This is a genomic window from Nesterenkonia sp. AN1 (genome assembly GCF_000582475.1).
Taxonomy (GTDB): domain Bacteria; phylum Actinomycetota; class Actinomycetes; order Actinomycetales; family Micrococcaceae; genus Nesterenkonia; species Nesterenkonia aurantiaca.
The window spans coordinates 92,267-105,397 of the sequence record NZ_JEMO01000014.1; the positions used below are offsets into that span (position 1 = coordinate 92,267).

At 66.9% G+C, this 13,131-nt stretch carries 12 protein-coding genes; 7 read left to right on the top strand and 5 right to left on the bottom strand.

The features are described 5' to 3' along the window. Positions 1 to 164: 164 nt before the first annotated feature. On the bottom strand, positions 165 to 1,646 hold the full coding sequence (locus BG28_RS07625) for an APC family permease (RefSeq protein WP_051501181.1): 1,482 nt from the start codon (positions 1,644 to 1,646) through the stop codon (positions 165 to 167). Positions 1,647 to 1,949: 303 nt separating this feature from the next. Between BG28_RS07625 and BG28_RS07630 the strand changes: the two genes are divergently transcribed. Beyond that, positions 1,950 to 2,948, top strand: coding sequence for a helix-turn-helix domain-containing protein (locus tag BG28_RS07630; RefSeq protein ID WP_036475477.1), 999 nt, complete (start codon positions 1,950 to 1,952; stop codon positions 2,946 to 2,948). A 27-nt stretch (positions 2,949 to 2,975) separates the two neighbouring features. Beyond that, entirely contained in the window at positions 2,976 to 3,593 is a 618-nt protein-coding gene (locus tag BG28_RS14405; RefSeq protein ID WP_161634816.1) for a TetR/AcrR family transcriptional regulator, read from the top strand. A 28-nt stretch (positions 3,594 to 3,621) separates the two neighbouring features. On the opposite strand, the gene BG28_RS07640 is transcribed toward BG28_RS14405, so the two are convergent. Further along, the gene (locus tag BG28_RS07640) at positions 3,622 to 5,649 is read right to left on the bottom strand and encodes a primary-amine oxidase (RefSeq protein WP_084479559.1); all 2,028 of its coding nucleotides are present in this window, start codon (positions 5,647 to 5,649) and stop codon (positions 3,622 to 3,624) included. An 81-nt stretch (positions 5,650 to 5,730) separates the two neighbouring features. On the opposite strand from BG28_RS07640, the gene BG28_RS14410 reads away from it, so the two are divergent. Together BG28_RS14410 and BG28_RS07650 are read left to right on the top strand one after the other, a co-directional pair. Further along, on the top strand, positions 5,731 to 6,327 hold the full coding sequence (locus BG28_RS14410; protein ID WP_051501160.1) for a hypothetical protein: 597 nt from the start codon (positions 5,731 to 5,733) through the stop codon (positions 6,325 to 6,327). Next, complete coding sequence (locus tag BG28_RS07650; RefSeq protein WP_051501161.1) at positions 6,324 to 7,733, top strand: aldehyde dehydrogenase family protein; 1,410 nt, start codon at positions 6,324 to 6,326, stop codon at positions 7,731 to 7,733. The genes BG28_RS14410 and BG28_RS07650 overlap by 4 nt, the downstream gene beginning before the upstream one ends. A gap of 63 nt (positions 7,734 to 7,796) precedes the next feature. Here the strand turns inward: BG28_RS07650 and BG28_RS07655 are convergent, their stop codons facing one another. The 3 genes from BG28_RS07655 to BG28_RS07665 are packed head-to-tail and all read right to left on the bottom strand — an operon-like array spanning position 7,797 to position 8,674. Next, positions 7,797 to 7,964, bottom strand: coding sequence for a hypothetical protein (locus BG28_RS07655; RefSeq protein ID WP_036475479.1), 168 nt, complete (start codon positions 7,962 to 7,964; stop codon positions 7,797 to 7,799). Beyond that, entirely contained in the window at positions 7,957 to 8,295 is a 339-nt protein-coding gene (locus tag BG28_RS07660; protein WP_051501162.1) for a helix-turn-helix transcriptional regulator, read from the bottom strand. Before BG28_RS07660 ends, BG28_RS07655 begins: the two co-directional genes overlap by 8 nt. 40 nt (positions 8,296 to 8,335) lie before the next feature. Further along, positions 8,336 to 8,674, bottom strand: coding sequence for a hypothetical protein (locus BG28_RS07665; protein WP_036475480.1), 339 nt, complete (start codon positions 8,672 to 8,674; stop codon positions 8,336 to 8,338). A gap of 100 nt (positions 8,675 to 8,774) precedes the next feature. Between BG28_RS07665 and BG28_RS07670 the strand changes: the two genes are divergently transcribed. From BG28_RS07670 to BG28_RS07680, 3 genes are all read left to right on the top strand, one after another. Further along, positions 8,775 to 10,160, top strand: a complete 1,386-nt coding sequence (locus tag BG28_RS07670) for a deoxyribodipyrimidine photo-lyase (RefSeq protein WP_036475602.1) — start codon at positions 8,775 to 8,777, stop codon at positions 10,158 to 10,160. 281 nt (positions 10,161 to 10,441) lie between these two features. Continuing rightward, positions 10,442 to 11,785 carry a DEAD/DEAH box helicase gene (locus BG28_RS07675; protein ID WP_036475482.1) on the top strand — a complete coding sequence of 448 codons (1,344 nt, stop codon included), beginning with the start codon at positions 10,442 to 10,444 and terminating at the stop codon, positions 11,783 to 11,785. Positions 11,786 to 11,911: 126 nt separating this feature from the next. After that, complete coding sequence (locus BG28_RS07680; protein WP_036475483.1) at positions 11,912 to 13,060, top strand: PP2C family protein-serine/threonine phosphatase; 1,149 nt, start codon at positions 11,912 to 11,914, stop codon at positions 13,058 to 13,060. Positions 13,061 to 13,131 lie beyond the last annotated feature (71 nt).

Sequence of the window (13,131 nt, forward strand, 5' to 3'; positions counted from 1 at the left end):
TGTCATCGAGTGTGCAATCTGCGCAGGTTCTTCCGCCGAAATCACCCGGAACGGTGGTCGAACTGCACCATCGATGCGGCAGGGCGACACGGCGGGGCGGCAGGGTGACGGGGCGACAGGGCGGCGACGGGCGTGGCGGAGCGGACCGGCTTGGCAAGACCAGCTCAGCCGATGTTCGCCTGGCGGACCCCCTCATAGATCTCAGGGCGCCTCACCCGCAGATACTGGGCCCAGAGCAGCCCGACCACACCGGATCCCACGATCACACCGGGCAGGATGAACACGAGCGCCGGGGAGCTGGAGGAATCGATCATCACCTCGAAGTTGAACATGATGAGCACCGCGATGATGCCCAGTCCGATGGCCGCCAACAGCGGAGCAATGGTGCGCACGAAGAGCGGATGCTGCTCGGGATCTCGGTTGAAATAGCGCAACACCGCCACCGAGGTGATGCACAGCAGCAGCACCAGACCGAATCCCGCGGCATTGGTCAGCCAGGGGAACATGGTCAGCACCGGAAACAGCGGACCCAGCTCCGATCCGGCCCCGGCGATCGCGAAGATCAGGATGAACCCGAGCCCGAGTCCGCTCTGCACCAGAGAACCGACCACCGGCGCACCGCTGCGTGCACCGGTGTGCGCCAGAACTCCGGGCAGCACCCGGGCGCGGCCCATGGAGAAGAAGTACCGGGCGGCGGCATTGTGGAAGGCCACAAGTGCCGCCATGATGCTGGTCAGGAAGAGCACCGCGGCAAGATCGACCAGCAGGGCCGGGAGCCTGCCCTCGAGGAAGACGAAGACCAGGTCCGGACCCCACTCCTGGGCCTGCGCCACGATCTGGGAGGGGCCGAGGCCGATGGCCAGCGCCCAAGAGGATGCTGCATAGAACACCGCGATGATCCCGACGGCGATATAGGTGGCACGAGCCACGGACCGTTCCGGGTTCTTCGCCTCCTCGGAGTAGATCGCTCCGGACTCGAAGCCCATGAATGCCGCCATGCCGAACGCGAGCAGCGCTCCCAGGCTTCCGTTCATCCAGTTCTGCGCAAGCAGCGGGGCCGCGGTCACCCCCTCGGGAGCCGAGGAGAGCGAGAGCAGACTCACGACGATCACGACGAGGAACTCCAGAAGCACGATCACCGCGAGCACCTTCGCGGAGAGGTCGATGCGGTTCACGCCCAGCCAGGCCACCAGCAGCCATCCGGCCAGAGCACAGATCCACCAGGCGATCGTGACGCCGAAGAGGCCCTCGATGAGGGAGGACGCGGTGAACCCGAAGACGCCGTAGATGCCGATCTGCATCGCGTTATAGGTCATCAGCGCCAGGAACGCGGTGCCGATGCCGGGCCGGGTGCCGAGACCCGAAGCCACATAGGCATAGAAGGCACCGGCATTCTGCACATAGGTGCTCATCCGACCGTAGCCCACGGCGAAGAGACCGAGGATCACGCCCAGCAGCAGGTACCCCACAGGCACGCCGGACTGCGCCGTGATCGCGAAACTGGTGGTGGCGCCGCCGGCCAGAACCGTCAGCGGCGCGGAAGCGGCGATGATCAGGAACACCAGGGCAGGAACGCCGAGCGTGCGTCGCGCCAGTGCGGTGTCCGCCACCGCCGCGGGCCGGGTTGAGGCAGAGTGCTCAGTCATCAGGTGCTCCATCTCTTCGCAGGTGCCGGCCGGGTGCAGCTGCCGGTGCTTCGAAGTATCCCGAGACGCGGACGGATGAATCTTGCACCACGGTGCACAGGCCTTGCGGATCAAGGCTGAGACCTCCAGGCACGCCTCGTTTGCCCGGGTGTCCCGACCCACCCTTTACATTGCCTGTGAGCACTGTCACACTCAGAAGTCACCCAGGTTCACGTGTTTGAAATCCCTCTGTCATCGATTTTGAGCACGCGCTCAATAACCTGGGATGGACCCCTGCACTGCGGCCACTGCACAGGAGAGACGATGCCCACCACCCACGCCACGAGTGCGGACCTCGAACGGCCCTCGCCCGAGCTCTCCCCTCCGACCACCGACCTCGCCACCTGGCGCGAGGCCATCGCCGCCGCCGTCGTCCCGCTCGACATCCAGGCAAAACCGGGCACCACCTTTGCCGGGCGCATCCGCAGCTCCTGCGTGGACGGCGTGGGCGTCTATGAGCTGCTCACCACCGCCCACAGCGTGCGGCGCACCCCGAGCCTGATCTCCAAGCACGACCCCAGGTTCTACAAGCTCAGTCTGCAGCTCTCCGGACGGGGCATTCTGGAGCAGGACGGCCGCCGCGCCGACCTGGGTCCCGGGGATCTGGCCATCTATGACACCCACCGGCCCTATGCCCTGCACTTCCCCGAGCCCAGCCGGACCATGGTGATGGTGATCCCTCGCGAGCCGGTGGACCTCACCGCAGAACAGATCGCAGGGGTCACCGCCACCTGCTTCTCCCACGACCGCGGATTCGGACGAATGGTCAACCCGTTCTTCGTCGAGCTCTGCAACAGCATCGAGCAGCTGCCAGGGGCCTATGGCGCTCGGCTGGTCCATTCTGCACTGGACCTGATGGTGACCATGCTGGCCCAGGAGCTCGACAGCCGCCGCGAGGAACCCAGCTCCATCACCGGCAGCCTCCACCGGGAGATCCGCGAGTACATCCTGAACCACCTGAGCGATGAGACGATGACCCCGGCCTCTATCGCCGCCGCGCATTTCGTCTCGCTGCGCTACCTCTACACGATCTTCTCGGGGCAGGGCGACACGATCTCCGCCTGGATCCGTGCCCGTCGGCTGGAGCATATCCGCCGGGACCTGCTCGACCCGCTCCACGCGCAGCGCACCGTCTCATGCCTCGCCGGCCGCTGGGGCCTCCATGACGCCGCGCACTTCTCCCGGCTGTTCAAGGCCGAGTACGGCGAGTCCCCGAGCGTGTACCGCCGGCAGCGTCTGGTCGGGGGGTCGCGGGCCGCCTGAGCTCGCGTGATGCGGGAGAATCGGCTCATGCCGAAGAAGATCGACCGTGAAGACCGCCGCCAGCAGATCGTGCGGACCTATCTGCGCATCGCTGACCGAGATGGACTGGAGGCGGCGACCTCCCGGGCCGTGGCCACCGAGCTGGGAGTCTCGACCGGGTCGCTCTGGCATTACTTCACCGGGTTCGACGACGTCGTGTTTCGTGCCTTCACCTTGATCTTCGATCGCACGAACACCCGGATCACCGAGCAGGTCGGCGAGCTGGCCGGCCTGCGGGCTCTGATCGCCATGCTCCGAGAGATCCTGCCGGTCGGCGAGGAGACCGAACGTGAGGCCCTCATCGTGGCCAACTTCTGGGGCCGCGCATCATCGAAGCCTGAGCTCGGTCGGTTCCAGACCGAGGTCGGCGCTCGGTGGCACCGCCAGATCACCGACCTGCTCATCGAGGCGATAGAGGCCCAGGAGCTCATCGACTCCGTCCCGCTCGAGGAGCTCACCGATGTACTCATGGTGCTGATCACCGGCCTGCAGGTGGAATGCGCGCTGCGCACGCCGCTGTCCCCGGCGGAGCGGCAGTGGCGGATGGTCCGCCACTGCCTCTCCCCCTGGCTCACCGAAACGGGCCATGCCGCGGTCATCGCCTGAGAGCTGCCCGACCCGCAGGTGAAACGGTTCAGCTGCAGCCGCAGCCGCAGCCGCCGGATCCCTCGGCATCACCGGATGCCTCGGCGCCGCCGGATCCTTCGGCATCACCGGTCCTGGAACCCTCCGGGGTCGCCGCGCAGTGCCCGGAGGGCTCCGGGGGCACGTCCAGGGTCGGGTTGCGGTCGAAGAAGCCGTTGGGGGTCAGCGTGAAGCCTGCATAGTCCACCGGCATGATCGGCCAGTCCTCGGTCCGCGGGAAATGGGTCAGCCCGAAGGTGTGCCACAACACCAGGTCTTCTCCCTCCAGCGAGCGATCCTGCTCGATGTAGCTCGGCAGCCCGCCGAATCCTGGGTTGAGATTCACCTGGTCGCCGGCTGGGAACTGCTCGTCGGGATGATGCTGGGTCACCCACAGATGGTGCCCGGCGAAGGCCGCGCGGCGCCGGATCGAGGAGTCCTCGGCGGCCAGCAGCGTGGGACTCTCCTCAGGGTGCAACAGATACGCGGTGGGAGCTCCGAGCCGGTTCGTCTGCTCCGCGCTGCTGATCTGCCAGACCCGCCCCACCGAGCCCTTGGCGTCGCGCACCGCCTGCTTCTCCGAACGCAGCCGGGTGACGCTGCGGGTAAAAGCATTGCCCCACGGGTTCTCCTCGCTGGTGGGCACCTGGACAGCGTCGATCTCATCGATCGAGTTCCTGATTCCATCCACGGTCATGTCCAGCCGGGCGCTGAAGAGGTGTTGATGGACGGGTGCCCCCAGACCCGGGGCCAGTTCGGTGGCGTAGGGGTAGTCGGGCGAGGGCATGCCGGAGGTGAAGACGATTCCGGTGGCCTTGGACTCCAGCTCGATCTTGCCGTCAAGGTAGAGGTACCAGTAGAAGCCGTAGTCGTAGTTGCCCACCGTGACGAAGAAGGAGATCACGAGTCGGCGCTGGCGGCGCACCTCGCTGGTGCCCGAGAAGTCGTCGGTGTGCTTCCAGAGGATGCCGTAGTCCTCCTCGTGGATGCAGATCGCATTGGGCAACGTCTTGGGCCGACCGTGGTCATCGACGACGACGGCGTCCACATAGGTGATCTCCCCCTTGCAGTCACAGCCGAGCTCCAAGGCGTTGGCGAGCCGACCGAACTGGTACTCACCGACGTCGAAGTAGTTCTGCCAGGCGTGGGTGGGTGTGGGGTCCCCATAGTTGACCACCATCTCCGCGACCGAGCCGCGGTAGAGGATGGGCCGGTCGACGCCGCGATCGTGGAAGCTCAGCTGGTGCAGGGTCAGACCCTCGCGGCCGTTGAACCCGACCCTGACCTTCCAGTTCTCCCAGGCCAGCACGCCGTCTTGGAGGCTGAAGCTGACCCCCTCGGGCTGGGTGATGGAGATCGGCTTCAGCGAGGTGCGGTACTCCCCCCGAACGGCGGGGTCCAGGTAGTCACCGGACTCCTCGGGCACATGCATCACCTCGGTCTCCACCACACGCAGGACCTTCTTATGGGTCAGGTCCACGTGGGCCACGACTCCGTCGATCGGATGCGCCCATACCGAGTCGCTCGGGTAGTCCTGGCGGAACGCCAGCGCGCGGACCATGCGCACCCCGACCTCATCGGAATAGCCGAAGATCCCTGCGGAGAGCCCGACGACGACGACCTGGTCCAGATCGGTCACACCCCGCTTGGCGACCGCCTCGACCCAGCGCGGATCTGCCTTCACGATCGGGTCCGCGCCGGCGAGGTCTTCGTCGAAGCTCGGGGCCGAGCCCTTCTCCACCGCGTCGACCTCACGGCGTTCCACGATGGCCTCGCGGTCCAGGTCCAGCACCAGCTCGGTGAGTGTCAGCGTGCTCAGGTCCGTGAGCAGCAGCGCCACCTGACGCGGCAGCCGAACCCCGGGGCTCCAGGCGATGACGTCTTGCTTGCTGGGTTCGCGCAGCGTCACGTAGGAGACGCGGGTGGCATCGGTGAGCAGGGATTCGCGTTCCAGCACACCCCGCATCGCCTCGATCTCGGGGACCGAGAGCGGTGTCAGTGGGTGGCGGGACTGCGGGTCTGAGGTCTTGTCAGCCATGGTGATCCTCCTTATAGTTGAGCGCACGCTCAACAATAAATATGACACATCTCACACAGGTTTCGGAAGGGTTCGATGCATATGACGATCCTGCTTCGTCGGACGGCGGCCGCGGGCGCCGCCCTCTCCGGACTGCTGCATCTGCTGATGCTCACCCATGGGCACCACCTGGGCTCGGCCCTGGCGATGGCGGGGATGGCGATCATCTGCCTGCCCTGCGCCGGGCATCTCTGGCGGACGCCCAGTCCCCGCTCCTGGCTCACGATCGCGGCGATGAATGCCGCCATGCTGGGGCTGCACCTCTGGCTGATCGCCGGGACCGAGCAGAGCCACACGGACCCTGTGAGCCGGACACCCGGCGCCGATCAGGCTCTGCTGGGCGACCATGCCCATGCAGCCGCGGGCCCGCTGGGGACCGGCCTGCCCGCAGGCACCGAAGCCGCCGTCGTCGAACCTGGATCCGGCCCGGGCCTGCTGCACGAGGCGCTGCTGCCACTGGCCTCCGGGCTGGCCGCCCTCGAGATCCTGCTGGCGGTCACGGCGCTGATCCTGCTGCGCAGAGGACCAAGCGTGCAGACAGGCAACAGAGCCCTGCACGCTGAATCAATCTCGATCTGCGCGAACGAGGCCATTCTGATCCCAGCACCATCCCCCACCGACAAAGGAGTCACCCGATGAGCACCCAGACCACTGACCTTCTGGACCGCATCCAGGATCCCGAAACGGGGCGTGAGATCCTCGATCCGGCCACCGGCGAACGGGTGGGCTTCGCCCCTCAGGCCACCGCCGAGGACCTCGACGCCGCGGTCGCCCGCGCCCTTGCAGCGCAGCCGGGCTGGGCCGCCAGCGGCGAGGACACGCGCAGGCAGGCCCTGCATGCCGCCGCGGACGCCGTGGAGGCCCACGCCGAAGAGCTCGCCCGACTGCTCTCGCGGGAGCAGGGCAAACCGCTGAACGGTCCGAACGCCAGGTTTGAGGTGGGAGCCTGCGCGGCGTGGCTGCGCACCACCGCCGATCTGACCCTGGAGCCCGAGGTGATCGTCGACGACGAATCCGGCCGAGCCATCATGCACTACCGTCCGCTGGGCGTGGTCGGGGCGATCGGTCCCTGGAACTGGCCGATGATGATCTCGATCTGGCAGATCGCGCCGAGTCTGCGGATGGGCAACACCGTGGTGATCAAGCCCAGCGGGTATACCCCGTTGAGCGTGCTCGCGCTGGTGGAGGTGCTCAATTCTGCGCTGCCGGCAGATGTCCTGCTCGCGGTTCCGGGCCGCGGTGATATCGGCGACCGGCTCTCCCGGCACCCTGATGTCGCGAAGATCATGTTCACCGGCTCCACCGAGACCGGGAAGTCCATCGTGAAGGCCGCCTCGGACACCATGAAGCGGATGACCATGGAGCTCGGCGGCAACGACGCCGGGATCGTGCTTGAGGACGCAGACCCACGTGCTCTGGCCGAGGGGATCTTCTGGGGAGCGTTCATCAACACCGGGCAGACCTGTGCGGCGCTGAAGCGGCTCTACGTGCCGGATGCGATCTATGACGAGGTCTGTGAGGCGCTCATCGAGGTGGCCAAGACCATGCCGATGGGCATCGGGCTCGAAGAGCAGAATGTGCTCGGTCCGCTGCAGAACCGGGCGCAGTGGGAGATCGTGGACCGGCTGGTGCGGGCGGCCAAGGACTCCGGCGCGCGGGTGCTGCTCGGCGGCGATCCCGACCAGGAGGCCGCCGGGAACTTCTACCCGACAACCCTGGTCGCCGACATCGACCCGCAGAACCCCCTGGTCATCGAGGAGCAGTTCGGCCCGGCCCTGCCGATCATCCGGTACACGGACCTGGATCAGGCCGTGGAGTGGGCGAACGCCCTGGACGAGGCTCTGGGCTCCTCGGTCTGGTCAGCGGACCCCGCCCGCGCGGTCGAGGTCGCGGCCCGACTCGTGGCCGGCACCACCTGGATCAACAAGCACGGCGCGGTTGATCCTCGGATCCCCTTCGGCGGCGCCCGAGAGTCCGGGTTCGGCATGGAGTTCGGCGTGGCCGGACTGAAAGAGGTCGCTCAGCCGCATGTGATCAGCCAGTAGCACCCGACTGCGCGGAAAGGGGAGCCCCCTCGTCGGGGGCTCCCCTTCCGGTGCGCGAGCGGCTCAGTGCTCGTCGTAGTGGTCCTCATGGGCGGCGTGGCGGTGGCCGTCGTGGACGTAGTCCACATGGTCACCGTGCTCCACGGCCTCGTGTCCACAGTTCTCGCCGTGGGTGTGGTCTTCGAGCTTGTGCTCCGCGGTGCGGTGCTCGTGGGTCTGGTGCTCAGTCATGATGGTGCTCCTCACCGGCGGACACGCCCGCCGATTCTTGGGGTAGTGGTTCCTGGACGTGGGCAACGGCGTCGGCGATGACATGGGAGACGTGCTCGTCGGCCAATCTGTGCTCGATCTCCCGGCCTTGGCGCTCGGCGAGCACCAGGCCCGCCTGCTTGAGCGTGCGCAGGTGCTGGGAGACCAGCGGCTGAGACATCGAGGTCAGCTCCACGAGCTCGTTCACGGTCCTGGGGGAAGCTCCGATCAGGCACAGCAACCGGAGCCTCGACTCATGACCGAGAACCTTGAACAGCTGGGCCGCGCTGGTCAGCGCCGGGTTGTCACTCACAACAACAGAACACCAGATATATAAGAATATTGCAATATATTTATTGAGACGCACTCTCATCTGTGTCATCCATCGCATCGAGCTCGGCCAGCGCATCCTCGGCCGCCGCGATCCGCCGGGCCTCGGGGAGCTCCCACCAGTAAGGGCCGCGCTCTCCCAGCCCGGTCTTGGCGAGACCGACCCGTCTCCGCGAGGCGGCCACCCGCTCCGCGTCGTCGGTCTTCTTCCCGGCCCCGACCCCGGACCTTCCACGGCCCAGATGTGACTTCAACGCGGCCACCAGCTCCTCGGGAAGCGCCGGATCGGTGCGGCGCCAGCGTCGTCCCTTGATCACCAGCCAGCGCTCGGACTCCTGGGCAGATCGCGTCTCCTCGGCCATCGACATCTCCTTCATCGGCCCAGTGGATGATCGGGCACTCCTGCTACTGTGCCAGCCAGGACGGCCGTTCGCGCGGCGCCGCTTCGCCGAAAGGGCACTGATGACCCGCACGCTCCTCTGGTTCCGCGACGATCTGCGCACCGCAGATCATGAAGCGCTGCTCACCGCGTGTCAGCGCGCGCAGAATCCGGGCGATGTCCTGGCACTCTATGTCCTCGATGAGGTGAGCCCGGGGGTGCGTCCGCTGGGCGGTGCGGTGAAGTGGTGGCTGCATCACGCGCTGGCGTCGATGCGGGAAGAACTTGCCGAGCTCGGCATCCCGCTGCTGCTGCGCGCCGGAGATCCCGCAGTGATCCTGCCCGCCCTGGCCCAGGAGCTCGGCGCCGAGAAGGTGCAGTGGTCGCGGCGCTACGGCGGACCCGAGCGCGCGGTGGACGCCGGGATCAAGGCCGCGCTGCCTGAGCTGGGCATCGAGGTGGAGAGCTTCAACGCCTCGCTGCTGCATGAGCCCTGGACCGTGCAGACCAACACCGGCGGACCCTATAAGGTCTACACCCCCTTCTGGAAGCAGATCAGCGTGCGCGACCCTGGGGCCCCGCATGAGCGTCCGGCTGCGCTGGGCACGCTTGCCCAGGCCGAGGCGGCGCTTCCCACCCTGGAACAGGGTGCCGGGGATCTCGAGGCGTGGGAGCTGCTGCCCACCCGTCCGGACTGGGCCGGGGGCCTGCGTGAGAACTGGACCCCCACCGAGGCCGGGGGCCACGATCGGCTGCGCGAGTTCCTGGAACACCAGGTCGAGGACTACGACGACGCCCGGGACACCCCAGCCGGGGACGGCACCTCCCGGATCTCGCCCTACCTGCGCTTCGGCCAGCTCAGCCCGCGCCAGGTATGGCACGCCGCGCATCAGCAGACCGATGAGGCGGTGGACAAGTTCCTCTCCGAGATCGGCTGGCGGGAGTTCTGCTGGCACCTGCTCTTCCACTTCCCGCAGCTGCCGCACACCAATCTTCGCGCCCAGTTCGACGCCTACCCCTGGAAGTCGCGCCGCGACGCGCCCGAAGACTTCCGCGCCTGGTCCAAGGGCGAGACCGGGTTCCCCTGGGTGGATGCCGGGCAGCGGCAGCTCTGGGAGACCGGACACATGCACAACCGGGTACGGATGGCCTCGGCGAGCCTGCTGATCAAGAACCTGGGCATCGACTGGCGCGAGGGTGAGGCCTGGTTCTGGGACACCCTGGTCGACGCCGATGCCGCCTCGAACCCGGCAAACTGGCAGTGGGTGGCCGGCTGCGGAATGGACGCCGCGCCCTACTTCCGGATCTTCAACCCGGAGCGGCAGCGGGAGCGCTTCGACCCCAAGGGCACCTATGTCAGCACCTGGATCCCGGAGCTGAACTCCCCCGACTACGCCACCCCGATCGTGGACCTGAAGGCCTCGCGCGAGGAGGCGCTGGAGCACTACAGCCAGATCAGCGGCAAGTGATCCGCCCGCCCATGGGGTAGGGTGGAGATTCTGGTGCCCACCTCGTGTGAGTGCCCGCGTCGTAAGAACGCCTTGATCAACGGGGCCGTGTTTTCCACCGGCCCACGTTTCAGCAGTGATTTTCTCGCGGCGACCGAGTGCATCAACCGATGCCTTCGCCCCAAGCCAGACCAGTCTCAGGCGGGTATACCCCTGCCTCCTCTGTGTCTGGCGCTTTCTGAAAGGCTCCCGCCATTTCTGAGACCCAGACCTTCGCCGACCTCAACGTTCCCGCACCGCTGGTGCGCGCTCTCGCTGCAGACGGCAAGATTGATGCATTCGCCATCCAGCAGCAGACCCTGGCCGACACGCTGAGCGGACGCGACGTCCTCGGCCGCGGCAAGACCGGCTCCGGGAAGACCCTCGCCTTCTCCATCCCGATGGTCGCACGCCTCGGTGAGAAGAACGCCGCAAAGAACCGCCGTCCGGGCCGTCCGCTGGGCCTGGTCCTGGCTCCGACCCGCGAGCTGGCCACCCAGATCAACGCGGTCCTCGAGCCCCTCGCGGCCTCGTACAACCTCAAGACCACCACCATCTTCGGCGGAGTCACCGCATCGCGCCAGATCAATGCCCTGAAGTCCGGCGTGGACATCGTCGTAGCCTGCCCCGGCCGCCTCGAGGACCTGCTGAACCAGCGCGCCCTGAGCCTGGAATCGGTGGAGATCACCGTGCTGGACGAGGCCGATCACATGGCCGACCTCGGCTTCCTCCCGGTGGTCACCCGGCTGCTGGAGAAGACCGATTCCAAGGGTCAGCGGCTGTTCTTCTCCGCCACCCTGGACAACGGTGTGGACAAGCTGGTCAAGCGCTTCCTGAACAACCAGGTGATGCACTCCGTGGATGAGGCCACCTCCCACGTCTCCGCGATGACCCACCACGTCTTCGAGGTCCACAACGACGATAAGCGCGACCTGGTGAAGCAGCTGGCCTCCGGCACCGGACGCCGCATCCTCTTCACCCGCACCAAGCACCAGGCCAAGAAGCTGGCCAAGCAGCTCACCGATCAGGGCACCCCCGCGGTGGACCTGCACGGCAACCTCTCGCAGTCCCAGCGCGACCGCAATCTCGCCGCATTCGGCGAGGGCGACATCAAGGTCCTGGTCGCCACCGACGTCGCAGCCCGCGGCGTGCACGTGGACTCGGTGGAGCTCGTGGTCCACGTTGATCCGCCGGCCGAGCACAAGGCGTACCTGCACCGCTCGGGTCGCACCGCCCGCGCCGGCAGCGCCGGTGACGTGGTCACCGTGATGCTCCCCGAGCAGCGCCGCGACACCCAGGCGCTGCTGCGCAAGGCGGCCATCGCCGTGCACCCGATCCGGGTGAACTCAGAGTCCGATGCCGTGAGCGAGCTGGTCGGTGCCACCGCCGAGTTCGTGAAGCCCGCACCGCGGGCCCCGGTCCAGCAGCAGCAGCCTCGCCGTCGTCCCGGCACCTCCTCCCCTCGTGGCGGCGGTCCGGCACGCGGCGGTCGCGGCGGCTCCGGCGGCCCGTCCCGCGGCGGCCAGGGCGGACCCGCCCGCGGCGGACGCCCCTCGGGTCGCAGCGGCGCAGGCGCAGCGGGACGCTCCTCGCGCCCGGCACGCTGATCTGAACGGTCCTTCTGAGGACCTGAAGATGACAACACCGCAGGTGGGTGGGCCTTAGGGCCCACCCACTTGTGCATTAGGGTGATCTCAAGCAGATACTGCACATAAGCTTGAGGAGAACTGAACATGACGGACGAAGAGCGTCGACAACGCGCACTCGACGCACTGAACATCCTTGACACTCCGCCGGACGAACGAGTGGACCGGATCACCCGACTGGCTCAGCAGATCTTCAATGTGCCCATGGTCAGCGTGACGCTGATCGATCGCGACCGCCTCTGGCGCAAGTCAGAGATTGGTCTTGGGCGGGCCGATGTGTCACGCCGAGATGCTTTCTGCGACGTTGCAATCAGCCAGACGGACACGCTGGTGATCGAGGACGCGTCACAGCATGCGGCGTACGCCGCGAATCCCTTCGTCCTGGGGGACCCACACCTGAGGTTCTACGCCGGACACCCTCTCCAAGCACCTGGTGGCGAACACGTGGGCACTCTGTGCATGCTTGATACTCAGCCACGGACACTAGATGCTGACCAGCGCAACCTTCTGAAGGATCTCGCGCTCTGGGTCCAGACGGAGCTCGCCCAGCAGCAGGAGCTGGACCACGCGGCTGTCGTGCAGCGCGCGCTCACTCCGCGGGACCTCCCCCAGCCTGCCGGATTCACCGTCACAGCCGGCTCCGCTCCGGCGGGCGCCGTCTCCGGAGATTTCCATGACGTCACGCTGCGGGGGGACCGCCTCCGCATCACCCTGGCTGATGTCATGGGCAAAGGCACTGGGGCCGGCATCATCGCCTCTGCCGTGCGGGCCTCCATGCGAACCGCTCCGGAACGATCGCTGCTCGCCACCGTCGCCGAGATCGATTCGCTCCTCGAACAGGATATTGGCGATCTGAATATGTTCGTCACGCTCTTCTGCGCCGAGCTCGACACCGGAACGGGTCGGGTCAGCTACGTGGACGGCGGACACAGCCTGAGCTTCGTCCTACGCGCAGACGGCACCTGGGAACACCTGAACTCCACTGGGCTGCCCCTTGCCATGGGCATCGGCGAGCCGCACAGCCTGGATTCGGTGCAGCTCGAACCCGGGGATTCACTCATGAGCTGCAGCGACGGGCTGCTGGACCTTCTCGACCTCGAGGCTCCTTTCGAACAGGTAGCAGAGATCATCTCCCGATACGGACTCGACGGAGCCGTTCAGGAAGCTCTGCGTCGTGCGGGGCGCGCGAAGGCTCCTGATGATGTCACCGTGGTCGTGGTCAGGAGAGACTCTTGACTCGACGGCTCATCCTGATTCGGGTCTTCGCCGTCCTCGCCGTGCTCACCGGGATCAACTACCTCACCTGG